29 protein-coding genes are annotated in these 19,977 nt (G+C 62.8%); 12 read left to right on the top strand and 17 right to left on the bottom strand.

The window, feature by feature from the left end; genetic code table 11:
- The first annotated feature begins 87 nt into the window (after positions 1 to 87).
- The 4 genes from OXS49_RS26435 (at position 88) to OXS49_RS26420 (ending at position 1,338) form a co-directional block, all read left to right on the top strand.
- The gene (locus OXS49_RS26435; RefSeq protein ID WP_267427663.1) at positions 88 to 369 is read left to right on the top strand and encodes a hypothetical protein; all 282 of its coding nucleotides are present in this window, start codon (positions 88 to 90) and stop codon (positions 367 to 369) included.
- A gap of 80 nt (positions 370 to 449) precedes the next feature.
- Positions 450 to 869: a DUF5681 domain-containing protein gene (locus tag OXS49_RS26430; RefSeq protein ID WP_267427662.1), complete on the top strand. Its 420-nt coding sequence runs from the start codon at positions 450 to 452 to the stop codon at positions 867 to 869.
- Complete coding sequence (locus OXS49_RS26425; RefSeq protein WP_267427661.1) at positions 866 to 1,126, top strand: hypothetical protein; 261 nt, start codon at positions 866 to 868, stop codon at positions 1,124 to 1,126. The genes OXS49_RS26430 and OXS49_RS26425 overlap by 4 nt, the downstream gene beginning before the upstream one ends.
- Positions 1,123 to 1,338: a hypothetical protein gene (locus tag OXS49_RS26420; protein WP_267427660.1), complete on the top strand. Its 216-nt coding sequence runs from the start codon at positions 1,123 to 1,125 to the stop codon at positions 1,336 to 1,338. Before OXS49_RS26425 ends, OXS49_RS26420 begins: the two co-directional genes overlap by 4 nt.
- Before the next feature lie 784 nt (positions 1,339 to 2,122).
- Here OXS49_RS26420 and OXS49_RS26415 read toward each other — a convergent pair.
- A complete protein-coding gene (locus OXS49_RS26415) occupies positions 2,123 to 3,322 on the bottom strand; it encodes a flagellin (RefSeq protein ID WP_267427658.1) in 1,200 nt (399 codons plus the stop codon).
- A gap of 162 nt (positions 3,323 to 3,484) precedes the next feature.
- Here OXS49_RS26415 and OXS49_RS26410 point away from each other — a divergent pair, with 162 nt between their 5' ends.
- On the top strand, positions 3,485 to 3,889 hold the full coding sequence (locus tag OXS49_RS26410; protein WP_267427657.1) for a flagellar biosynthesis repressor FlbT: 405 nt from the start codon (positions 3,485 to 3,487) through the stop codon (positions 3,887 to 3,889).
- Positions 3,890 to 4,058: 169 nt separating this feature from the next.
- On the opposite strand, the gene OXS49_RS26405 is transcribed toward OXS49_RS26410, so the two are convergent.
- The 5 genes from OXS49_RS26405 to OXS49_RS26385 all read right to left on the bottom strand — a co-directional run bounded on the left by OXS49_RS26405 (position 4,059) and on the right by OXS49_RS26385 (position 8,828).
- The gene (locus tag OXS49_RS26405; protein WP_267427656.1) at positions 4,059 to 6,203 is read right to left on the bottom strand and encodes a tetratricopeptide repeat protein; all 2,145 of its coding nucleotides are present in this window, start codon (positions 6,201 to 6,203) and stop codon (positions 4,059 to 4,061) included.
- Between the two features lie 243 nt (positions 6,204 to 6,446).
- On the bottom strand, positions 6,447 to 7,400 hold the full coding sequence (locus OXS49_RS26400; RefSeq protein ID WP_267427655.1) for a site-specific integrase: 954 nt from the start codon (positions 7,398 to 7,400) through the stop codon (positions 6,447 to 6,449).
- A gap of 35 nt (positions 7,401 to 7,435) precedes the next feature.
- Entirely contained in the window at positions 7,436 to 7,585 is a 150-nt protein-coding gene (locus tag OXS49_RS26395) for a hypothetical protein (RefSeq protein ID WP_267427654.1), read from the bottom strand.
- Between the two features lie 269 nt (positions 7,586 to 7,854).
- Positions 7,855 to 8,166, bottom strand: a complete 312-nt coding sequence (locus OXS49_RS26390; protein ID WP_267427653.1) for a hypothetical protein — start codon at positions 8,164 to 8,166, stop codon at positions 7,855 to 7,857.
- Complete coding sequence (locus OXS49_RS26385) at positions 8,163 to 8,828, bottom strand: ParA family protein (RefSeq protein WP_267427652.1); 666 nt, start codon at positions 8,826 to 8,828, stop codon at positions 8,163 to 8,165. Before OXS49_RS26385 ends, OXS49_RS26390 begins: the two co-directional genes overlap by 4 nt.
- Before the next feature lie 364 nt (positions 8,829 to 9,192).
- On the opposite strand from OXS49_RS26385, the gene OXS49_RS26380 reads away from it, so the two are divergent.
- Complete coding sequence (locus OXS49_RS26380) at positions 9,193 to 10,434, top strand: ABC transporter substrate-binding protein (RefSeq protein ID WP_267427650.1); 1,242 nt, start codon at positions 9,193 to 9,195, stop codon at positions 10,432 to 10,434.
- Positions 10,435 to 10,514: 80 nt separating this feature from the next.
- On the opposite strand, the gene OXS49_RS26375 is transcribed toward OXS49_RS26380, so the two are convergent.
- From OXS49_RS26375 to OXS49_RS26360, 4 genes are read right to left on the bottom strand one after another with little or no spacing between them, the layout of a single operon-like run.
- Positions 10,515 to 10,748 carry a DUF2171 domain-containing protein gene (locus OXS49_RS26375; RefSeq protein ID WP_267427649.1) on the bottom strand — a complete coding sequence of 78 codons (234 nt, stop codon included), beginning with the start codon at positions 10,746 to 10,748 and terminating at the stop codon, positions 10,515 to 10,517.
- 56 nt (positions 10,749 to 10,804) lie between these two features.
- Positions 10,805 to 12,133, bottom strand: coding sequence for a Y-family DNA polymerase (locus OXS49_RS26370; RefSeq protein ID WP_267427647.1), 1,329 nt, complete (start codon positions 12,131 to 12,133; stop codon positions 10,805 to 10,807).
- Positions 12,130 to 12,582, bottom strand: coding sequence for a translesion error-prone DNA polymerase V autoproteolytic subunit (gene umuD / locus OXS49_RS26365; RefSeq protein WP_267427646.1), 453 nt, complete (start codon positions 12,580 to 12,582; stop codon positions 12,130 to 12,132). Before umuD ends, OXS49_RS26370 begins: the two co-directional genes overlap by 4 nt.
- Before the next feature lie 5 nt (positions 12,583 to 12,587).
- A complete protein-coding gene (locus OXS49_RS26360; protein WP_267427645.1) occupies positions 12,588 to 12,809 on the bottom strand; it encodes a hypothetical protein in 222 nt (73 codons plus the stop codon).
- A 124-nt stretch (positions 12,810 to 12,933) separates the two neighbouring features.
- Here OXS49_RS26360 and OXS49_RS26355 point away from each other — a divergent pair, with 124 nt between their 5' ends.
- Both OXS49_RS26355 and OXS49_RS26350 read left to right on the top strand, forming a co-directional pair.
- Positions 12,934 to 13,161 (top strand): hypothetical protein, encoded by a 228-nt coding sequence (locus tag OXS49_RS26355; RefSeq protein ID WP_267427644.1) that lies wholly within the window; start codon positions 12,934 to 12,936, stop codon positions 13,159 to 13,161.
- Between the two features lie 34 nt (positions 13,162 to 13,195).
- Positions 13,196 to 13,450 (top strand): hypothetical protein, encoded by a 255-nt coding sequence (locus OXS49_RS26350; RefSeq protein ID WP_267427642.1) that lies wholly within the window; start codon positions 13,196 to 13,198, stop codon positions 13,448 to 13,450.
- A gap of 3 nt (positions 13,451 to 13,453) precedes the next feature.
- Here the strand turns inward: OXS49_RS26350 and OXS49_RS26345 are convergent, their stop codons facing one another.
- The 4 genes from OXS49_RS26345 to OXS49_RS26330 form a co-directional block, all read right to left on the bottom strand.
- A complete protein-coding gene (locus tag OXS49_RS26345) occupies positions 13,454 to 13,840 on the bottom strand; it encodes a hypothetical protein (RefSeq protein ID WP_267427641.1) in 387 nt (128 codons plus the stop codon).
- Positions 13,841 to 14,383: 543 nt separating this feature from the next.
- On the bottom strand, positions 14,384 to 14,617 hold the full coding sequence (locus tag OXS49_RS26340; protein WP_267427639.1) for a hypothetical protein: 234 nt from the start codon (positions 14,615 to 14,617) through the stop codon (positions 14,384 to 14,386).
- An 866-nt stretch (positions 14,618 to 15,483) separates the two neighbouring features.
- Entirely contained in the window at positions 15,484 to 15,876 is a 393-nt protein-coding gene (locus OXS49_RS26335; protein ID WP_267427638.1) for a hypothetical protein, read from the bottom strand.
- 250 nt (positions 15,877 to 16,126) lie between these two features.
- Complete coding sequence (locus OXS49_RS26330; protein ID WP_267427637.1) at positions 16,127 to 16,405, bottom strand: hypothetical protein; 279 nt, start codon at positions 16,403 to 16,405, stop codon at positions 16,127 to 16,129.
- Positions 16,406 to 16,576: 171 nt separating this feature from the next.
- Between OXS49_RS26330 and OXS49_RS26325 the strand changes: the two genes are divergently transcribed.
- Positions 16,577 to 16,720: a hypothetical protein gene (locus OXS49_RS26325; RefSeq protein WP_267427636.1), complete on the top strand. Its 144-nt coding sequence runs from the start codon at positions 16,577 to 16,579 to the stop codon at positions 16,718 to 16,720.
- A 182-nt stretch (positions 16,721 to 16,902) separates the two neighbouring features.
- On the opposite strand, the gene OXS49_RS26320 is transcribed toward OXS49_RS26325, so the two are convergent.
- The 3 genes from OXS49_RS26320 to OXS49_RS26310 form a co-directional block, all read right to left on the bottom strand.
- Complete coding sequence (locus tag OXS49_RS26320) at positions 16,903 to 17,481, bottom strand: hypothetical protein (protein ID WP_267427635.1); 579 nt, start codon at positions 17,479 to 17,481, stop codon at positions 16,903 to 16,905.
- Between the two features lie 175 nt (positions 17,482 to 17,656).
- Complete coding sequence (locus OXS49_RS26315) at positions 17,657 to 18,076, bottom strand: EF-hand domain-containing protein (protein WP_267427634.1); 420 nt, start codon at positions 18,074 to 18,076, stop codon at positions 17,657 to 17,659.
- Between the two features lie 577 nt (positions 18,077 to 18,653).
- Entirely contained in the window at positions 18,654 to 18,890 is a 237-nt protein-coding gene (locus OXS49_RS26310; RefSeq protein ID WP_267427633.1) for a helix-turn-helix transcriptional regulator, read from the bottom strand.
- A gap of 110 nt (positions 18,891 to 19,000) precedes the next feature.
- Here OXS49_RS26310 and OXS49_RS26305 point away from each other — a divergent pair, with 110 nt between their 5' ends.
- The 3 genes from OXS49_RS26305 to OXS49_RS26295 all read left to right on the top strand — a co-directional run.
- Entirely contained in the window at positions 19,001 to 19,291 is a 291-nt protein-coding gene (locus OXS49_RS26305) for a hypothetical protein (protein WP_267427632.1), read from the top strand.
- 9 nt (positions 19,292 to 19,300) lie between these two features.
- Positions 19,301 to 19,534, top strand: coding sequence for a hypothetical protein (locus tag OXS49_RS26300; protein WP_267427631.1), 234 nt, complete (start codon positions 19,301 to 19,303; stop codon positions 19,532 to 19,534).
- Positions 19,535 to 19,543: 9 nt separating this feature from the next.
- On the top strand, positions 19,544 to 19,977 hold a 434-nt coding region (locus tag OXS49_RS26295; protein WP_267427630.1), incomplete at its 3' end, for a hypothetical protein.

Below are 19,977 nucleotides of genomic sequence, written 5' to 3'. Positions count from 1 at the left end.
CGCCATCTTCGGCCTTGAGGCTGCTGCAGAACTCGCCGTGGCCCTGCGCGTGCCGTTCGAGGCTCGCGGCATGCAGGACGGTACGCTGTGACCACCACCACCGCCCGCGGACCCACGGCCGCCGAGATCCTGGCCCTGCTTGCCAGCATCGAGCGGCACGGGCCGACCGCGCCGGCAGCCATGGCCTTCCGGTCCGCCCTGCGCCGCAAGGGCATCGAGGCGGACCATGCCGGCGGCCTGCGGGCCCTGGACGATCTGATGGATGCGGTTGCCGTCGCTGGTCCGACCCGTGCCGATGCCCGCTTGGCGATCCTGCGCGCGGCATGGGGTGAGCTGTTACCTGGCCCGGGCGGGAGGGCGCAGTCGTGAAACCTCATAGCAAGTGCTATCTATCGTCCTCCTGTTTTCGTCCTGTTGTTTACAGGGCCTTCCAGACCGGACCTTGAGCTATGCCGAGCGAGGACACCCACTTCGAGCCCGGTCAGTCCGGCAACCCGGCTGGTCGCCCCCGCGGCTCGCGCAACCGTTCTACGCTGGCCCTGGAGGCGATCTTCGAGGGCGAGGCCGAAGCCCTGTCCCGCCGTGCGATCGAGATGGCGCTGGAGGGTGACGGCCCGGCGATGAAGCTGTGCCTCGACCGCCTGCTGTCGCCGCGCCGGGATCGCTCCATCACGTTCGACCTGACGGTGATCGAGACGGCAGCCGACTTGCCCCGCGCGACCGCTGCGCTCCTGCAGGCCGTGTCCTCGGGCGAGATCACACCGTCCGAGGCCGCCGACATCGGCAAGGCGGTATCGGCCCACATCGACGCCATCACCGCGGCGGACCTGAGCCGTCGCCTCGCCGACATTGAGGACGCCCGGCGATGAGGTTGAAGGAAATCGAGACCCGCGTCCTGAAGCTGGAGCGCGATCCTTCGCACACCCGGCTCGGGCGCATGTCGCAGGAGGAGATCGACGGCGAGATCATCCGTCTGCTCAACAAGCTGGTTGAAGGCTTCCCGACCTACGATGCCATGATCGCGGAGGTGGCGGCCACGCCGGAGCCGGACATGCCTGATTGTGCCCGGCAGATGCGGTGGTTCATCTACGACTATCTACCCCGCCGGCAGCAGGGCCTGGTATGAACCGCTCCGCGCTCGCCCGTCTCCCCGACGCCGACCTCAACAGACAGATCGTTGCGAGCCTGCGCGAGGCCGCGTCTGAATGGCCATCCGTCGGCGCGATGGTCATGGCCTTGTCGGAGTCGCGCTCACCACATGACCGGATGCTGGCTGCTCAGATCGAGGCGTTCCTGACAGGGTGGCAGGTGCAGCAGCGGCAGAAGGCGGCGCAGTAGCAGCCCCATCGGCCGCATGTTCCCGATTAAAAATAATCGGGCGGGCCTACAAGAACCCGCTCCCGCTGTGCGCCTTGAAGGCACTCGCCCCCTGGTTGCTCAGCACTCGCCGCCAAGACGGCTTCACGACAAGACGGTACATAGCGCTCGTCGCTCCGGCTCAGACGCCGAACGGCACAGGGCCGAACCACGTCATCACGGGATCCGGCCCCACTTTTCAGCTATGCAGCCAGAACGTCTTGTATATTCAGGACGGCCGAAACTTGAAGCGGCTCTCCCGGTATGAGCTGCAGCCTCAGAAGATTCGATGACTATTCAACGGCTCAATTCATAGTCGATGTATGTTGCAATGGCTTTCCAGCCGCAATCTGGTGCAGCATCGCCTCGTGCCGAACCATTTCTTCACCGACTAGGAGGGCAGCATCATATTCCCCGTTTTGCATATGAAAATGCATTTCTGCAATATATCTGCCAAATGTCTTAGTCACACTCATCAGCTGGTTCGCTAATACTATAAAATGAGTTTCATGAGTTAGAAAGTGATTATCATCTCGCATCCGGCGGGCCATAATGCAGATGCACTTGCAGCATGTGTCGGCAGCGGGCTCATCAACGAGAGCTGCATAGCATTCTATAACTAGGTCTTGGCCAACTTTTTCGTCGTCCATAATTACTGGCCTGACTAATGACTTGTGAAAAGGCCTAATGCGACTTGGTTAATGCTTTGCAAATAAAAAACGGCCGGAGTATCCCCCGGCCGATCAGTTCGCTAGCTTGCTACGGATTACCGGAGGAGCTGCAGGACACCCTGCTGAGCTGTGTTCGCCAGAGATAGGGCGGAGATGCCCAGAGACTGGCGGGTCGACAGCGCCTGCGAATTCGCAGCAGCCTCGTTCATGTCGGCGTTCACTAGGTTCGACGAGCCGGTATCCAAGATGTTGATTAGATTGTTGCTGAAGCTCTGACGGTTCTGCACCACCGAAAGGTTCGAACCGAGCGTCGAGGCATCGGTGCGCAGCTGGCTGGAAGCATTCGTCAAGCTGTTCAGGGTCGTGTTGATATCAGCGTTGAGCAAGAAGTTGCCCTGACCAAGCCCACCAGCAAGTGAGCCGGCCTGGATGGCACTCAACTTGAGACCAGCCGAAGTCTCATCGGTCGCGCTGACCGTTAGGTTAGAGTTTCCCTTCGGATTGAAGTTAATCGTCAGGTTATTGTTGGAGCCCTTGCCAGCAATCAGGTTCGTACCATTGAAGCTCGAGTCCTGCGAGAGCTGGTCAATCTGAGTCAACAGACTGTTGTATTGCTGAGCAAGAGTAGAGCGAGCGGAAACACCAGACACGCTCAAATCTGAGCTTTGAGCGACCGAAGCAACTGTGCTGCCAGAAGTTCCATACGTCGTGCCGGCAGTTGAATTGCCTGCAAATCCAAGCGCCGTCTGATCAGTCGATGTCTTAAACTCGACGTCGGACTGGGCGTTAATCACAATTTTCGTGCCATCGGTGCTCTTGGTGAAGCTGCCGGCGCCGACCGAAGCGTTGAGAGCAGAGATAGTTTGATCGATCGTGTTCCCCGATGCGAGGCTCACGGATGTGGCGGCGCCGTTGACATACAGGTTCACGGATGTGGCTCCCGTCGGAGCCGTGTAGGCGCTTGAAGCAGTGCCAGTGGTGGTGATCTGGGTAGACAACGCCTGGTTGGCGATCGACTTAGCCTGACTGACCAAGCTCTGGATCGAGGTGATGCCCTGGTTAGCTGCCTGGATCGCTTGAATTCCGTTGGAGATGCCGTCGAGCAGGCTCGACAGATCGCCAGACCGCTGGGTCAGCGACTGAGCCGTGAAAAAGCTGATCGGGTTATCGAGGGCCGAATTGACCTTCTTGCCGGTAGACAGCTGGTTCTGAACGGTCGAAGTCTGAGAGGCGGTGTTCTGAAGCGCCAGCAGGCTCTGGCGGGTCGCAGCAGTGAGGGTGATGCCGGAAGACATATGAGATGATCCTTTTTGAGATAGAACCCACTTTTCGTGGTCAAATCAGCATGTGCCTCAGGTCTTGATGCCTCCTTAAAATGACGATTGCCCCAAAGGGATTTTCGACAGATTGTTAACAAATCATCGCTACGGATCGGCAAACTCAAAAAGGGTTATGCCATGCCTCTGCGCCTCACCATCAAGCCTCAAGAGCGACTGATCATTAACGGCGCTATACTTCGCAATGGTGGCAGTCATACCATCAGTCTAATCGTAGAGACGCAGTGCCAATTTCTTCGCGAGAGCGAACTTGTCAATGAGAGTGAGGCAGATACGCCTTGTAAGAAGATTTGTTTAACACTTCAAGTTCTGCATCTTTCAGAAGACCCGACTGAAGTCACAAATTTATTCTTTGCGCAGGCAGTCGAGGTGATGCGGCTTTTGCCTAGTTCAGCACCGTTTTTGTTGCAAATTCAAGAACATCTCGCCGCTGAACAGACATACGCCGCAATAAAAGTCGGAAAGCAGCTTATGTTTCATGAGCGCGATATGCTTGGCAGTCGTAAAAGTTCAAGCGCAGCGTAAATCTGAATGTCGGCTTGGCAGCACCCTCATCTTATGAGGGGCGCTAACATCCCCAACGAATTGATAGATGTCCATCGGGGTGAAAGCCCGATCGACGCTGGTCGAGCTTCTCTGGTTTCAGAGGAGCTCGCTCTAACGGCGATCTTCAGGCTAGCTATCCAGGTGCAGCCTACACTCGGTCTTCAACGAGCCATCGGCACCACATAGCCCTGAAAGCGTCCGCGACATCGGCGGCTAGGCCGCGATGGTCCATGAGCGGGCTTGCCTCCATGCGCTCTCGCAGCCCGGCTCGGATCTCTCGCAAGCGACCACGATCTTGAGCCAGATCCCGGGCGATCGCCACGTAGGCGTCCGGATTATCAGCGATTAGCTCCGGCATTCCAAGCGCCGTAAGGACGGCGACGCCGGTTCGTGCGGCTGCGTGTTGTCCGCGCAAGGTAATGAATGGGACGCCCATCATCAGCGTGTCGAAACTCGTCGTGCCACCGTTGTACGGGTATGGATCAAGCGCGACGTCCGCGTGGTAGTACAACTGATGGTATGGTCCATGGAGGCGCGGATGAAAAATGACGCGGTCAAGTGGCAACCCAGCTCCGCGGAGGCGCGCCTCTACCGCAGCACAGATCTCAGGCGCCGCGATGTCTGCAGCCACCATGAAAAGGCGAGCGTCCGGGACGGCGTCCAAGATCTGCGCCCACGTTGCCAATGTCCTATCGGCGACTTTGGTGAGGCGGTTGAAACAGCCGAAGGTAACGTAACCATTGTCCTCGAACGGCGCACATGCGCGGACAGGGGGCAAAGCGCTGGGTGATGCACAGCTCGCCGATATACGCGGCAAGCGCCAGAGCCGCTCTGCGTGCAAGGCTTCGGCAAAGCCGATCGGATCGATGTCGGCGTCCGTGAGACGGTAATCGATGGCGTCGAGCCCAGTGGTTCCAGGGTGGCCGATCCAAGTGACCTGCACCGGCGCGGGCTTGCGAGCGAACACGAGAAGCCGATGCCCGGCACTGTGACCAGATAAATCTACGAGGATATCGACGGCATCCGCTTCGATGCAGTCGGCAGCTTCGTCGTCGTCGAGACCGGAGATGTTGTGCCAGCCATCGAAGAGGGTGCGAAGCCGCGTTGACGCATCGTCTTCTCGCGCACGTGTCATGTAGGCTAGTGTCGTGAAGGCGGACCGATCAAACTCTTTCAGGAATGGCTCCAGAAAGCGGATCACGGCATGATTGTAGAGGTCTGCTGAAACGAAGCCGACTCGCAGCCGGCGGCCCGGGTCGCGGTTGTTGGCAAATGGGCGCTGGCGTAGAACGGGAGCCGCAAAGCGTTGACCGAAGGCCTTCGCGTCGGCGGCATAGCTTTCGGGTGTCACCTCGTCCGCATAGAGCTTAGCGAACAGGCTGTTGGAGGCGGTGAATACGTTGCTCGGATTGATCGCCAACGCGCGATCGAACGCCGCGATCGCCTCAGTGAGATGGCCTAGGCTTAAGAGTACGCTGCCACGGTTGCTATGGGCCCCGGCATCGTTCGGGTCGAGGGCGATCGCGCGCTCCGCGTGTCTCAAAGCCTCTCCATGCCGGAAATTACCCTGATACACGCCAGCGATGTTGGCGTGGGCGCTCGCTAAGTCAGGGTCGAGTTCCAGTGCCTTCTCAAGTGCGGAGATGGCTCCGACGGCATCGCCGCGGATCGCAAGGAGGCTTCCTAAACCGCTAAAGAAGAGCGCGTTGGCTGGCTCGCGATAAATCGCGATGCTCATCAAGTCGTAGGCAAGGTCGAGGCGGTTCGTATGCGCAGCGATCGCCCCAGCGAGGTAGGTTGCGCGCGTGTGGGTGTTATCGAAGAAGATCACCAGATCGAGAAGCACCTCCGCCTCGCGGAAAGCCTTCGCGGCATAGTGTGTCTGAGCCACGCCAAACACGTGCTCGACAAAAGTTTCATTTAGCTGTTGCGTCGCCGATCCAAAGTCCTGAGTCAGATATTGCTCAAGGATAGCGCGGGCTTCGGGCACCCGTTCAGCACCTATCAGAGCTGTGGCTAGGGTGAGCCAATAAGCCGGCCGATCTGATGCGCCTCTAAGCGCCGCGACGAAGTGGCCAACCGCCTCGCCCGGCATGCTGTTTAAGGCAAGCCGTCCAAGCTCGTAATGAGCCTCCGGATGGCCTGGTACGACTTGGAGGAGGCGTCGCAAGCTTTCACGAGCTTGGTCAAGCTGTCCAGAAGCGCGGCACTTCAGCGCTTCGGCGTATATTCGTTGGGGCGTGCTCGACTTGCGGATACGATTACCACCGGGCTTGCTATGTTGGTTGAGCATTGTGCGTCCCCTTGTGGGACGCTTAATAATTTTTGGTTAATGTTATGTGAAGATGATCTGCAGCGCCAACACTCCTCGAAACACGAGGCTGATTAAAAGTGATAATTTAATATAAGCAAAACACACGCCGGGGAACGCTGAAATCAGAAAGAATAAGCGTAATTGAAGTGCTCTTACGATGATGTGATTGTCACAGGTATTCATTAGCAGTTCTGAAGATAGTACCATACATAATGGGATCTATCACAGAAATCCGCTGCCGCTGTGGCTTTTGAAGGCGTTCGCCCGTCGGATGTACCCGACCACCGTCCGCGGATCCCGGTGGCCCGACTGATCCATGATGCGGGCGAGATCGGCGCCCCGCTCGGCCGCCGTCGTGATGTAGCCAGCCCGCAAAGAGTGCGCCCCAAAGGTCGACGCATCGAGCCCCGCTGCCGTGACGTAGGCCTTGATGATGTTGGCGACGGACCGATCCGTGAGGCGGGCGGCCTGAGATGCGAGCTGCGCACAGTTCCCCCGCACCCGGCCGGACCGCGAGACCGGCCGGAACACCGGGCCTTCTGTGATCGCTGCGGCCGCCAGCCACTCCCGCACGAGGCGCACCGGCTGGATGAACCGCCCCGTCGGGATCGCCTTCTCGAACCCCCTGCCCTCCTGATCGACCTTTGACCGGCGGACCATGACTCGCAGGCCCTCGGGATCCTCGATCAGATCGGCGACGTCGAGGGCGACGAGCTCGGACCGGCGGAAGGCGCCCGCGAAGCCCAACGCCAGCAACGCCCGGTCCCGCTTGCCCGTGAGGTTGTCTGGAATGCGAGCCAACAACATCTGCAGGACATCGACCGTCGCGGCGGCCTTCTGGGTCGGGGCCACGCCGATGCGTCGGCGGATGCCCTTCATGGTGGCCCGCACATCCTCGTCATCGGTCGGGTCCGGCACCTTCGCCAGCTTGTGCGCGTAGCCGATCGCGGCGAGACGCCGACCAATGGTCGATGCGGACCGCCCCGCTTCCGCTTCCGCTACCAGGAACGCCGACACGGCCTCGGGGCTCGCCGGTAGGGATCGGAACCTGTACCGGCCACACCAGTCCTGAAACACGCGAGCGTCCGACATGTAAGCTCGAACGGTGGCGCTGGCCTTCGAGGCCTGCTGGTAGGCGCGGACGATCGCGGCGGCCTCGGCAGGAAGCTCGCTCACAAATTCGGGTACGGTGATGAGAAGCGTGTCTGGTGTCACGGCTGTCTGCCCGGACCATCGAAGAGAATGACAAAAAGCCAGATCAGCATCAGCGTCGAGTTGATGCCGAAAAGGATGCGGTTGATGGGCAGCATCTCGTCGAGCTGCGCGAGACTGAAGATCACCACGCCGAACAGACCGCCCAAGGCGCCGATCCAAAGCAAGCGTGAGCTTCGAGGGTCAGGCATCGTGATCGTGCCAGTCTGCCGCAAGGTGACTGCACTCTGCGCCTCTCCAGCCATCCACACCACCAACAGCCGATATAGCCCTGGCTTCACTTCCTCACCAAGCTTCCGATCGGCCCGCTCGTAACTTCCGAGAATGACGCTTATCGGAAGCTACAGGCCGGACGGCATTGGGTCCAGCGTTATGAAAGCATAAAACCACAAAATTACAGCATCATGAAATTACGGCTCTATGAATTCTCCTCCTGCTCGGCCTTCGCGATGATCTCGGCGATGGTCGGATAGCTGTGCTTCCGCAGGACGTACTCCAGCCCCTCGACGAAGAGGTCATGCTCCTTGCGACGGGTGTGGTAGGCGATGTCCCGCAGCACCTCCTTCACGGCTGGGTGCAGGTAGAACGGCGTCGGCTTGGCCTTGGTGGTCGTCTTCGCCGGGCGCCCGACCTTCCGGGGCTCAGGCTCGACGGCGGACACCTTTGTCTTGAGATCGTCGACGCTCATGCTGTCGGCATCGAAGATCGAGGGGGCAGGGCGGCGGCTCATGCCTTGGTCTCCGACTGCGAGCCGACCCACTTCCACAGCGCCCGGATCTCGTCGGCCGCCTTACCGTCCGCTGCGTACTCCGTGACACCCATCCCGGACGCGAACGCATCCTGGTAGTCGTTGCGCAGCATGATCAGCGGCTCGGCCATGAACCCGATCGACGCGAGCCCGGTGGCGGTGTCGTTCGCCCGGTTGTTGCGCGGGATCGTGGAGCACTGGTTCAGCACGAACGCGAACGACTTGCCCGAGCGCATGATCGCCTGAACCGTCGCGCGGACGGCGAGGAGGTCGAGGCGCGTCGGCCGGATCGGCACGAGGCAGAACGTCGAGGCCTCCATTGCCGCGTGGGTGGTTGGGTTATCCGCGCCCGCCGTGTCCAGGATGGTGAGGGTGACGCCCTTCTTCTCCAAGCTGCCGAGCATGGTCTGGATCTGGGCGATCCGATCCAGGGGGAACCGCTCAACCACCGGCAGCCGCGGATCCGACACGGTCGCCTCCTCGGTCTTTGAGCGGATCCGCCCCCACTCGGCCAGCGACCCCTGCGGGTCGAGGTCGAAGGCAGCGACCGTCTCGCCAGCCTGCTGGGCCGCGACGGCAAGGGAGGTGGCGACGGTGGTTTTCCCAGCGCCGCCTTTCTGGGTCACGAGCGTAATCGTTTTCATGCGCAGCACCATGAAATCAGAATGTTAAGGCTTCGCAAAATCACGACGCCGCAAAATTGCAAAGCTTTAACTTCATGAAGTTGCACCACTGAAAATTCCCAATTTCATGAAGCTGTAAAATTATGATGTTGCCAGCCGCGGCACGGTCGGGATGTGGGTGAGGCCGTGATGCAGCCAGTTGAATGGTCCCGGCCTTTCGAATGAAACCCCAAGCGCATCAACGCGCCCAGCCTGCTTTGATAATCAATCCGGCTCGGCGCTTGCAACGGCGGCCTGCCCGGCCTCCTGCGACCAAGCTGGGATGAACGACGGCCGACCTGCCTACCGCAGGTCCATCCTGTACGTTACCACGGAGAGCGCACGCATGCCGGGCAAGCTGAAAACTCATCTGCGGGCGCTGCTCGGCGGCCTCTTGGTCATTACCGTCGGAGCCCCGGCCGCGATCAGCGCCGAGATATCCGGCGGCGTGGTCCGGATCGGCGTCGTCAACGATCAAACTGGGTTCCTGTCCGATCCCACCGGCAAGGGATCGGTCGTCGCGACCCAGATGGCGATCGAGGACTTCAAGCCGGATGCGCATGGCCTAAAGGTTGAGGTCGTTTCGGCCGATCACCAGAACAAGCCCGATGTCGGCGCTACGATCGTCCGCAAGTGGATCGACGTCGATGGCGTCGATCTGATCGTTGATGTCGGCAACTCAGCCGTCGCCTTGGCGATCCAGTCCATCATTCGCGAGAAGAACAAGATCGCGGTCTACTCGGCCGTGGCCACCACCGAGGTGACCGGCAAGCAGTGTGTCCCCACCGGACTCTCTTGGCTGCACGACGCCTACAACCTCGTGGCCGGTCCGATCCGTGACCTCGTCCCAAAGGGCCAGAAGACGTGGTTCTTCATCGGCGCGGACTACGCGTTTGGCCGCAACATGGTCTCGGTATCCAAGACGCTCCTCGCGGCGGCCGGTGGCAAATCTGTAGGCGAAGTGTTTCACCCCTCGGCGGAGACCGATTACACCTCGTACCTGTTGCAGGCCCAAGCGTCAGGGGCCGACACCATCGGCTTCGCCAGCACCGGCTCCCAACTCGTCACCGAGATGAAGCAGTGGACCGAGTTCGGCATGACCGGCGGTCCCCAGAAGCCGGTGGCCGGGCTGCTCTTTCTGACCGACACGCATAGCATGGGCCTAAAGATCGCGGCTGGGCTACGTGCAGTCACGGCGTGGTATTGGGACCTGAACGACGAGACCCGCGCCTTCGCGCAACGGTTCTACAAGCTCCACGGCGCCATGCCGAGCGAAGCCCAGGCGTCGATGTACTCAGCGGTGGGCCATTACCTGAAAGGCGTGGCGTCGACCAAGACCGACGACACGGACACGGTCCTGGCGTGGATGCGCGCCAACCCGGTGGATGACTTCTACGCCCGCGGCGCGACGCTGCGAGCCGACAGCAGGCTCGTCCACGACTTTTACCTCGTGGAGGTGAAAAGCCCGGCGGAGTCCAAGGGTCCGTGGGACCTCTACAAGGTCCTGAGCACGATCAAGCCAAAGGATGCCTATCCGCCGCTTGCCGATAGCGAGTGTCCGTTGGCCAAGGCAGTTGCCGCTCGCTGAAGCGAGGCCGGGCGAGCTGTGATGATATGGCCGCCCGGCCGATTTCTGGTGCTTGCGCGCCTACCGTCGGCGCCGACAGCTTAGGACGTCGACCACTCGCGCATCACCTCATCCGCCGGTCGGTCGAGATGGACTTTGCCGTCCTCAATCGCTCGCACGAAGTCGACCGGGATGAAGTGGTGCAGGCCGCCTGCAGCCGCATCCTTTTTGGTCAGCTTGATCTCACCTTTGTCGACGTGATCGACTGTGCCGACGTGAGTTCCGTCCGAACCGATCACCTCGGCATGCTCTTGGATCTGTGCGACATCGACCATCGGTTTTCCTCCCTGTTAGGCAGCCGTAACCAGCGTCCAGACGGTGGTGTTCCGGCTCAAGCATGCGCAACCGGCAACTCGCTGACCTGGGTGGTGTAGCGCGGGGTGCGCATCTCGAACTTCGTGTTCCACGCCCGCTTGGGCACCAGCCCGGCGCGGGCCGGTACCACCGCGCCCCGGCCCCACCGGGCGTTGCAGGTGTCCATGGCCGCCATCAGCGGCCCTGAACGCTCCCGGTCCATGGCACCGATCAGCGCCCGGGGGCTGTGCGACAGCGGCACGAGGTCGTTGGTGATGATCCCGGCCTTGGAGTACCGCCAGGGCCGCTCCCCAGGCTCGCGCCAGGTCTTCGCCACCCCCAGCTGCGCGGCCTTGATGAGCGCCAGCGTGTCGTTGGTGTGCTCGGGCAGCGAAACCGTGGTGGACACCGACCGCATCGGGGCGCCCCGGTCGTGCTCGCTGGTGTGGTAGAAGATCGACACGTGATTGGTGCCCAGCCCCTCCCGCCGCAGCTTCTCGCCCAGCCTGGTGGCGTGCGCGGCCACCGCCTCCTCAAGCACCGCACGCTCGGTGATGCGGCCCGAGAACGAGCGGGTGACGGCGCAGCCCTTGCGCCGAGCCGGCACCATTTCCAGCGGCAGGCAGGCGGCCCCGCGCAGCTCGTAGATAATGCGCTCGCCCACCACAGTCAGGCCCTTGCGCACCGGCCGCGGGTCGAGGTCGCGCAGGTCCGCCACGCTCTCCACGCCCATGGCCTCCAACTTCGCCAGCGAAGCCCGGCCGATGCCCCACACCTCGGCCACGTCGATCCGGCACAGCCAGTGCGCGTAGGCCTCTGGATCGGTCAGGTCGCACACGCCGTCTAGCACCGGAACCGTCTTGGCGATGTGGTTGGCGAGCTTGGCCAGCGTCTTAGTCGGGCCGATGCCGACGCAGGTCGGAATGCCCGTCCAGGCTAGCACGGTGGCGCGCAGATCCCGGGCCAGCTCGACCCGCAAGCCCGGCGCCACGTCGGTGAGGTTCAAAAAGCTCTCGTCGATGGAGTAGATCTCCACCTGCGGACTGAACCGGCGGTAGACCGCGTTGGTGCGCCCCGACATGTCGCCGTACAGCGTGTAGTTCGACGAGAACACCCGCACGCCCTGGGCCTGGCACATCTCGCGGATCTTGAAGTACGGGTCGCCCATCTTGATGCCGAGCGCCTTGGCCTCGCTGGTGCGGGCGATGGCGCAGCCGTCGTTGTTCGACAACACGATGACGGGCACCAGGGCCAGCTTGGGGTCGAACACGCGCTCGCAGCTGCAGTAGAAGCTGTTGCCGTCGATCAGCGCCACCGCCTGGCCGCCGCCGATCCGGTCGCGCCGGCGGGCCTCGGGCGTGCTCACGACAGCTGGCCGCGGGCGACGTGCCAGCGGATCGAGAAGCGCACCACGCCCCAGATCACACCCTCGCCCATCTCCTCGACCGCGAAGGCTGGCAGATCCGGGTTGCAGAACGCCAGCCGGGTTACGTTGCCCTCGACCACCAAGCGCTTGCACGACATCTGCCCGTCGATCGCCGCCACCACGATGCTGCCGTGGCCGGCCGTGAGGCTGCGATCCACGCAGGCCAGGTCGCGGTCGTAGATACCAGCACCTTCCATCGAGGTACCGGCGATGCGCCACAGGAACGTCGCTGGCGGGTTCGGTACCAGCCAGCGCGGCAGTTCCAGCGCCCCCTCCAGGAAGTCGTCGGCTGGGCTCGGGAAGCCCGCGCACAGGGCCTGTCCGATCACCGGCACGCGGACGGCATCGGGGCTGCCGATGAGTAGCTCGTCGATGCGGAGGCCGGACACGAGGTTCAGTGCCCGGCGAAGGCGGCACGGGTGTAGCCGCGGGAGACTTGTCGGGCCTGTGCTTCAACCTGTCGTCCCGCCGCGTCGAGATCGGCCAGGGCGTCGGTGATCACCGCGAGCGGGGCTGCTCGATCATCTCCTCGGTGCAGGCTTCTGTAGGCGGCTGCGACCGCCTCGACCTCCGTCCGACGCGCGTCCACAGGCGTCTGCTGCGTCTGGGGGTACATCGGCTCGATCTCCCTGTAGAACAGACACAGAACAAACACCGTTGGTGAGCGTGGTTCAACCGTGATCTGCTGGGCGCCGCCGAAGGGCGTGGACGAGTGTGAGGTCAGAGCCGAAAGGGCAAGTGTGGCGCGGCTTTACCGCTTCCACTGCGTCGGGATCGGCGGCGCAGAACTCGACGCAAACGGCCGCTGGATGCCGAGCAGAGCGGCAGTCCGAGCACACGCCGACAAGGTGGCCCTGGCGTTGATGACCGAGGGTAACCGCCTGGATTGGACGGACTGGTTCGTGGACGTGCGCGACATCAAGGGTCGCCGGGTCTTGTTGCGCGCCTTCACCGAGGTACGCGTTTAGGCTGATCAGCTTGACGGACGCCGGGAGGCCCAGCGTGGCCCTGAAGATTACTTACATCGTGCAGCCGTTCGAAATCCATCGGAAGCGTCTTCGCCCCGCCCGCCAAGAACAGGCGCAGTCTGAGAGCGGTGCGCTGAAGAAGGCCGAGAACCTTGCCAACCGGGTGCCGGGCGCGGCGGCGCTGAAGGTGGTGGCCGACGACGAGACCGGCGAGTTGGAGGGCGTGGTGATCCTCGGCCAATGGGGCGAGATCCCGGACGATTTCGCCGAAAGCCTGCAAGGCGGCTGAGCGTCAGCGAGCCCGTGTTGCGAAGTCCCAGACCGGAATGCCCCAGACCTGACCTGGCTTGGTCCGGTAGCCTGAGCCTCGATCGAACACGATCCGGGTTGGTTCCACCGCCACGGCCTTGCTGCCGGAGATCATCAGCGCGCCGCAGAACTCGACTCGCAGCGTCCCGTGCTCCGGGTGGACGGCGAATAACTCCTGCGCTGTCCATCCGAGCGAATGCGCCTCGGCACCGAGCCGGTCGCAGAAGTCGATAGCGGCCTCACGGATCGGGGCCCAGCGGGCCGGGGTAAGGTACCGGCAGGGCGAGGCATGCGGAGACAGGCCCTCAATGGCGCCGTGCCAGATAGCGACGGGGTTTGGGATCAGGGTGGGGGCGAGGCTGGCTGACATCCGGCCGAGCTACGCCAAATTGTGCCGACCGGCCAAGCACCGCGCGGTGTGACGCTAGCGCGCTGGCAACGCTCGCCCATCCATGGCACCTCAGTTGGCATGCCGGCGCTCGTTCCTCAGACATGTGAAGCAGAAATCGAGGGCAAGTGGCGCCAAGTCAGTCTCACTGACGCTGTGGGCCGCTACGCAATAGCCGTAAAGCGTTGTCCTGCATGCCACGGGCGTGTGTCGATCAACGGCGTTTACTGCGGCCCCGGTTTCAATAAGACGATGATGCATCGAAAAGCTCATAGCGGCTGCCCGCTCAAGCCGGACACGTATTGCGGCACGCCTTCACTACACCCCCAAGCGCTCATCTAACGCCCGGCTCGGCCCCGCCGCCCGATCTGATCACGGGTCGGCGGGGGAGGTCGTCGATCTCACCAGCGTTTGTGCAGGATGCCTCTAAGCAGTTGATCAACCGTGAATGCCCGCCAGCCGCAGCGCGGTCGGCGTGCGCGAGGCCGGGCGAGCTGTGATGATATGGCCGCCCGGCCCAGAGTATCAGCCGCGCTGACGCTTTGACCGACCACAGTCCTCAGCCATCACCTCGCGGCAGATGCGCAGGATCGTGTCCTCGCCCATCAGAGGCGCCATGCCGCCGATGGCCTTCCGGATCTCGGCCTTGAGCATGGTGGCAGCCCCGGCAAGCGCCTCGGCATCCAGGGGCAACTGCTCGCGAGGGACGAAGCAGTCGGGCGAGACCTCAACGAACGCACGTAGGGATTGGGAACGCATGGCCTTATCCATAGCGTAGCGCACGCCGTAGAGGCGCGCGGACGCAAAAGAGGGGAAGGATGTCGCGGCTCGCTTTGACCCGCTGGCGCTGACCCGGTGCCGCAATGGCGATGGGTGCTCTGGCTCTGGGGTGCTACGGGCGAGAACCGGCCACGCGCGACATCAGGAGAATGCGCCAGCCGAGCGCCGGTTGCAACAACGTCACGGCGCCGTGACCTTTTGATTGTCGTGTCGACGCGACAACCGTTCGCCGGCGAACGGATCCAACTTTCGCGCCGGCGCGAAAATCGGGAGGCGCCTCTCGGGTCTGTGGCCTTACCTATGACGTGCCGAACCTCGCGTCGACACGAGGTTCTAATTCTCCCGGCGCCGGGAGAACCCATGCGGCGCCACACGGATCCAGGTTCGAGGGCATCGGTAGGAGCGTCCCGTCAACGGGACGTTTCGAACCGTTCCGCCGGCGGAACAAAGGTCGCGCCGGCGCGACGTTCGAAATCTTCCGGTGCCGGAAGAAAGTTCACGGCGCCGTGAACCATAACCCAATTGGCGCCTACCGGATCTCGTGTGTCGGCGCCGACACAAAGGGTGCGTCGGCGCACCATTCTGATTTGGGCGCTGGCGCCCAATTGTGCCGGCGCCGGCACATCCCACTCGTTGCGGCACCGCAACAATCGTGTGCCAGCGCACGGATCCGATTTTCGTGTCGACGCGAAAGTTGTCGGCGCCGACAACTTCGAGGAAGCAACCGCCAGCGGTTGGTTTTCAGGGTACCAGTCCCGTTAGCCCGCAGGCCGCCAGCGCCGTCACCAGCACCGTGAAGCCCACGAGCGAGCCAGTGCCGCCGATCGGGGCAAAGAGTCGGCGCTTCATCGCCCCGCACCCTTCATGGCGAACTCCCACACCGGAATGCCCCAGACCTGACCTGGCTTCGCCCGGTAGCCTGAGCCCCGATCGAACACGATCCGAGTTGGCTCCACAGCCACGGCCTTGCTGCCGGAGATCATCAGCGCGCCGCAGAACTCGACTCGTAGCGTCCCGTGCTCCGGGTGGACGGCGAACAACTCCTGCGCTGTCCAGCCGAGCGAATGCGCCTCGGCGCCCAGCCGGTCGCAGAAGTCGATGGCGGCTTCCCGCATCGGTGCCCAGCGGGCCGGGGTAAGGTACCGGCACGGTGAGGCGTGGGGCGAGATGTTCTCGATGGCGCCGTGCCAGATGGCGACGGGGTTCGGGATCAGGGTGGGGGCGAGGCTGGCTGACATCCGGCCGAGCTACGGCAAGAGCCACCGGCGGGCCATGCGGCGAGAAGCGGGGTTGCCTGACCTGGGTTTAGAACGGAACGGCGCTCTGAGCAGACGATCTAAAGTCAGCTGCAATCAGAGCCCACCGGCGCGGTCCACGCCGAGGGGCGATATACGAACCGGGCCGATGGGTGCCCTTGGGGAACGCGGCTGTTGTAGTCCGATGGTTTGGGAACGGAAGGCTGGAGCGGGTGACGCCTTGGCTGGGGGGTCAGTCGCTGTTCTTGTCGTTCCCCTCCCGCCTAGGGGCTGAGAACTCCTCCAGGTGGTTCGCGGCGTCGGCGTACAACTCGAAGCGCCGTCGCAGAACGGCCCGCTTGGCTTCCTTCTTCGTGTCGTTCAACTTCTCTTTTGCCTTTTCGGCTTTATCTCGAAACTTCTTAGCCAGCTTATCAAATTTTTCGTCAATTTTGCCTGTGATATCATCGGCCTCCTGCTTTAGGATTTCCGAATGATCATCGTTTTTAGGCTTATGAGCTGGCTGTTTCATGCTCTTTTTCCTCATGCACAACTGGTCGTGATGAGGGGCGTATACCGAAGCTTGGATAGCGTGTCGCCTGCCGTCCCCTTTTAGCTGTCCCCGCACGGCCAAGGTCATCTCATCGTCGCAGCACGGGCATAGGGGACGCGCCCCTCACCCTGTGCAACTCGATGGGGACCCGTGGTCGATTGGTCTAATTATCTCGATGAAAGCCGCCCAGCATCGGCCGATCGAAGCTGGATGCGGGTGTACATTGCCGCCGGTCTGATCGGCATGGGGACGCTCGGCGTCATCGGCGGGCTGCTGCACATCCTTCCGGCCTAACGAACGCCCACGACGCGTCACCCGTTACGGGCGTACACCTTCTCGACGTGCGAGCCGGCGGAGGCGGTGGTCGGCAGGCCGATCTAGGCGAACGCGGTGATGGTCAGAGCAAGGGCGAGGGGGGCGCATGGCGGTGCTCTTGGTGCTCAAACCCGGATGGCCCGAAAGCGCGGCTCTGGTTCCTATTGCTCTGTAGTTTTGAGCTCTGCGGGCCTCTCAGACTCATTGGGCGGGGGCGTGCCTGAAAATGGCTCCGGCTCGGCCATCATCGGGAAGCCGTCCACTAACCGCATGCCGTCACCGCGAAGGCGAGGGGTGCCGTCCAACATGCAGTCCCCTGCCACGTACTCTAATAGCCGACGTACCTTGTCTTCGGTCCAGTGCCCGCCACCGATCGGCCAAATGGACCGCTCGATGAGTGCCGCCATGATTTGCGGCCGGGTCTGGATGCCCTCGGACCACAGCTCCTCCACGACTCCTTCAAGGGCCTCAGCTTCCTGCCGTTCTGTGGCTTTCCGATCGAAATGTAGACGCTTGAGCAGGTCCGCCACGGCACCCGATTTCCAGGGCCGGCCGCTGTGGGAGGGTACGGCAAGGCGGTTCATCTCGGCTGCAACTTGCCCGGGCCACCGGAAGCCCCGGTTCCAAATTTCCCGGACTACTGCGCGATGCCGCTCCACTTCTCGCTGAGCGCAGTCCGCGGTTGCCTGGGCGCCGCTGTACTGCGGGACGGAGAAGGCGTTCGGGGGGTCGTCGGCCATGCTGGTCTCCTTAGTCAGCGAAGCCTGTAAGCCAGCTGATCCAGCGCGTCGCTGGGCAGCACCTGGTCCCGACCGACCAGCATGGCTGCGCCCCTTGATGGCGTACCAGCCGGCTCGGCCCCGCCGCCCGATCTGATCACGGGCTGGCGGGGGAGGTCGTCTGCGTGACCAGTCCCTACTTCAGCAACTGCATGAGGCTGCGGCCCGCCGGCTTCTTCAGCTCCTTTGCGTCGAGTGTGCCATCGCCGTCCGGGTCGGCTGCCTTGAAGCGCTGCTCGACCAAAGCGCCATACTCCTTCTTGTCGAGCGTGCCGTCGTGGTCGCCGTCCGCCGCCTGGAGATCCTTGCGGCTTACGCGTCCTTGCATCTCTTTCGTGGTCAGCGAGCCATCCTTGTCTTTCTCCAGTTTGTCGAAGGTCGCCTCTCCAGCGGCCTGAGCTTCCTTCAGATCAATCGACCCGTCGTTGTCCGTGTCGATGGCTCGCATTGCCTTCGAGGCACTGGCACTACGCGCCCATGCGTTCGAGGAGGCCGTCAGCGATAGGGAGATGATTGCTGTCAGGAAGACAAATGCGAGAGATGAGGAATGGCGCATGCTGTGTCTACGGCGATGGAACCCAAGCGGCATAAGTACGACATCTAATTTCGCGTTCCGTGCCGACGGGTAACGAATGAATGAACTCGTTTACACGCCCTAATCGGTTTCGCCCGCCCCGAAAAAGGGGTCTTTTAGGGGGCGCGGAAAAACGGGCGCTACCCAGGGGGGCCCCTATTTCCGAATAAAAAAGGGGTCGCCTTTTTAGGGACGCCTTACGGCAGATCGGCAGGTGGAAAGCTGGCGCCGGCCGCGCGTAGGATCTGCATCAAAGCATTCAGATGCGCGATGGTGACGGCCGGCTCGCCAGGGCTACCCTCGGCTCTCGCCACGACAGTTAGAGGCACCTTGGCTCGCTTGGCCAATTCCGCAGGCGACCAGCGGATGGAGATCCGAGCGGCGAGAAGCTGTGGACCCGTGATCATCCCGCTCAGCTCCCTGAAGTTCGCTCTCGGCGTATATCCGAAGCTGGCAAGCGGCGCAGGTCAATCATGCCGGGCGGCTATGAAGTAGATGACTCCTCCTATGGCGACGATGGCAATCAGTGCAACGATCACGAGCCAAGCGAAGCTGCCGATCACAGTGGCTGCCCCTTCCGCTCCCGGAACCGGATCCCGGCCCCGCCGCCGTTCTCGGGGATGAACTCCAGGCCGGCGGCCTCGAAAGCCTCGACAGCGGCCTTGTTGTTCATGGTGGTAAGGCGTGCGTCCTCGTCCTTGGCCTCAAAGGCGCCGATCGTAGATTTTGAGAGGCCCGAGGAAGTGGCGAACTCGCCCTGACCCCATCCGAGCAGCGAACGCGCAGCTTTGCACATGCGGGGGCTCAATCGGGGGGACATACGCGCTCCAACCTGTATTTTTTCTGCAGGTCCGTTGACACGATGCAGGTGTAGTGAGATTGTAGCCCTGCATCAGGGATACAGCAATGCCCCACCGCACCGTCTCCTGGACCCGCATCGACCGCGCCGGCCGCGATAGCCGTCCCGCAATCCCCGCCGGCCTGCTCTCGGCCCGCGCCTTCATTCAGCTCGGCGCCAGCAAGCGCCCCCTCGTCGTCACCAAACAGTACGACCGCGCCGCCATCATGGCCGCCGCCTGCCGCGCCGCCCCCGGTATCATGGAGCGCTGCGGCGTCTCCCGCCGCGTGGCGATGTCCTCCGCTCTCAAGGCCGCTTGGCAGGTCGCCAAGGCCGCTCACCGCGCCGCTGCGCACTGAGGCCCGCCCATGCTCGCCGCCCTCGCCGCCTTCTCTATCGCCGGCCTCTACACCGGGACCGCCTTCCTCGCCTCGTACATTGAGGAGAACGGGTTCCCCGAGCTGCCGACCCTGCGCCGTGCGCCCCTCGTGCCCGTAAATATCCCAGCCCGGAATAGTTTCGCGCCGACGTGGTGCGAGCGCACCCGCCGCTGGCGTCACCCCGTGACCCGCGCCTTCGTCAAAGCCCCCGCCGGTCACTGAGGAGCCGCGATGTCCGCCCACATCAACCGCCGCGCCCTCACCGCCGGCATCCTAGCTGCCGCCGTCACTGTAAGTTCTGACAGTGAGGCCGCCGCCAATGTCGTTCCAGCCCGGAACGACTTCCGCGGCGACGACACCGCCCGGCTGCCTGACCACGCCGCGCTCTGGGCTCGCATGCCCCTGCCGTTCACGCCCGCCGAGGCGTGGCACCTGCTGTCGCCCGCCACACAGGCCGAGATCGGCGCGGCCGTCATCGGCATGGTGCTGGCCGAGTACGTGTCCGGCGACATGCACGGGGACGCCGACCGCTTCCACGACGACACCTTGCGCGGCGAGGCGATGGACACAGGCAGCGACCTGCTGACCCGCATCGAACAGCGGCTGTGGGTGCTGTTCCCCGACCTCTACGGCCCCGACGGCGATCATCCCGCCTGGGCCCTGAA

It is taken from the genome of Methylobacterium sp. GC_Met_2 (genome assembly GCF_026540795.1).
Taxonomy (GTDB): domain Bacteria; phylum Pseudomonadota; class Alphaproteobacteria; order Rhizobiales; family Beijerinckiaceae; genus Methylobacterium.
Note: the sequence above shows the minus strand (reverse complement) of the source record. Positions and strands in the feature narration are given on the sequence as shown.

What these genes read in the sequence shown, in the direction of transcription:
- OXS49_RS26430 (WP_267427662.1), top strand. Translation starts at nt 450, where the DNA reads ATGCCGAGCGAGGACACCCACTTCGAGCCCGGTCAGTCCGGCAACCCG.
- OXS49_RS26425 (WP_267427661.1), top strand. Translation starts at nt 866, where the DNA reads ATGAGGTTGAAGGAAATCGAGACCCGCGTCCTGAAGCTGGAGCGCGAT.
- OXS49_RS26420 (WP_267427660.1), top strand. Translation starts at nt 1,123, where the DNA reads ATGAACCGCTCCGCGCTCGCCCGTCTCCCCGACGCCGACCTCAACAGA.
- OXS49_RS26415 (WP_267427658.1), bottom strand. Translation starts at nt 3,322, where the DNA reads ATGTCTTCCGGCATCACCCTCACTGCTGCGACCCGCCAGAGCCTGCTG.
- OXS49_RS26410 (WP_267427657.1), top strand. Translation starts at nt 3,485, where the DNA reads ATGCCTCTGCGCCTCACCATCAAGCCTCAAGAGCGACTGATCATTAAC.
- OXS49_RS26405 (WP_267427656.1), bottom strand. Translation starts at nt 6,203, where the DNA reads ATGCTCAACCAACATAGCAAGCCCGGTGGTAATCGTATCCGCAAGTCG.
- OXS49_RS26390 (WP_267427653.1), bottom strand. Translation starts at nt 8,166, where the DNA reads ATGAGCCGCCGCCCTGCCCCCTCGATCTTCGATGCCGACAGCATGAGC.
- OXS49_RS26385 (WP_267427652.1), bottom strand. Translation starts at nt 8,828, where the DNA reads ATGAAAACGATTACGCTCGTGACCCAGAAAGGCGGCGCTGGGAAAACC.
- OXS49_RS26380 (WP_267427650.1), top strand. Translation starts at nt 9,193, where the DNA reads ATGCCGGGCAAGCTGAAAACTCATCTGCGGGCGCTGCTCGGCGGCCTC.
- OXS49_RS26375 (WP_267427649.1), bottom strand. Translation starts at nt 10,748, where the DNA reads ATGGTCGATGTCGCACAGATCCAAGAGCATGCCGAGGTGATCGGTTCG.
- OXS49_RS26360 (WP_267427645.1), bottom strand. Translation starts at nt 12,809, where the DNA reads ATGTACCCCCAGACGCAGCAGACGCCTGTGGACGCGCGTCGGACGGAG.
- OXS49_RS26345 (WP_267427641.1), bottom strand. Translation starts at nt 13,840, where the DNA reads ATGTCAGCCAGCCTCGCCCCCACCCTGATCCCAAACCCCGTCGCTATC.
- OXS49_RS26340 (WP_267427639.1), bottom strand. Translation starts at nt 14,617, where the DNA reads ATGCGTTCCCAATCCCTACGTGCGTTCGTTGAGGTCTCGCCCGACTGC.
- OXS49_RS26335 (WP_267427638.1), bottom strand. Translation starts at nt 15,876, where the DNA reads ATGTCAGCCAGCCTCGCCCCCACCCTGATCCCGAACCCCGTCGCCATC.
- OXS49_RS26330 (WP_267427637.1), bottom strand. Translation starts at nt 16,405, where the DNA reads ATGAAACAGCCAGCTCATAAGCCTAAAAACGATGATCATTCGGAAATC.
- OXS49_RS26320 (WP_267427635.1), bottom strand. Translation starts at nt 17,481, where the DNA reads ATGGCCGACGACCCCCCGAACGCCTTCTCCGTCCCGCAGTACAGCGGC.
- OXS49_RS26315 (WP_267427634.1), bottom strand. Translation starts at nt 18,076, where the DNA reads ATGCGCCATTCCTCATCTCTCGCATTTGTCTTCCTGACAGCAATCATC.
- OXS49_RS26310 (WP_267427633.1), bottom strand. Translation starts at nt 18,890, where the DNA reads ATGTGCAAAGCTGCGCGTTCGCTGCTCGGATGGGGTCAGGGCGAGTTC.
- OXS49_RS26305 (WP_267427632.1), top strand. Translation starts at nt 19,001, where the DNA reads ATGCCCCACCGCACCGTCTCCTGGACCCGCATCGACCGCGCCGGCCGC.
- OXS49_RS26300 (WP_267427631.1), top strand. Translation starts at nt 19,301, where the DNA reads ATGCTCGCCGCCCTCGCCGCCTTCTCTATCGCCGGCCTCTACACCGGG.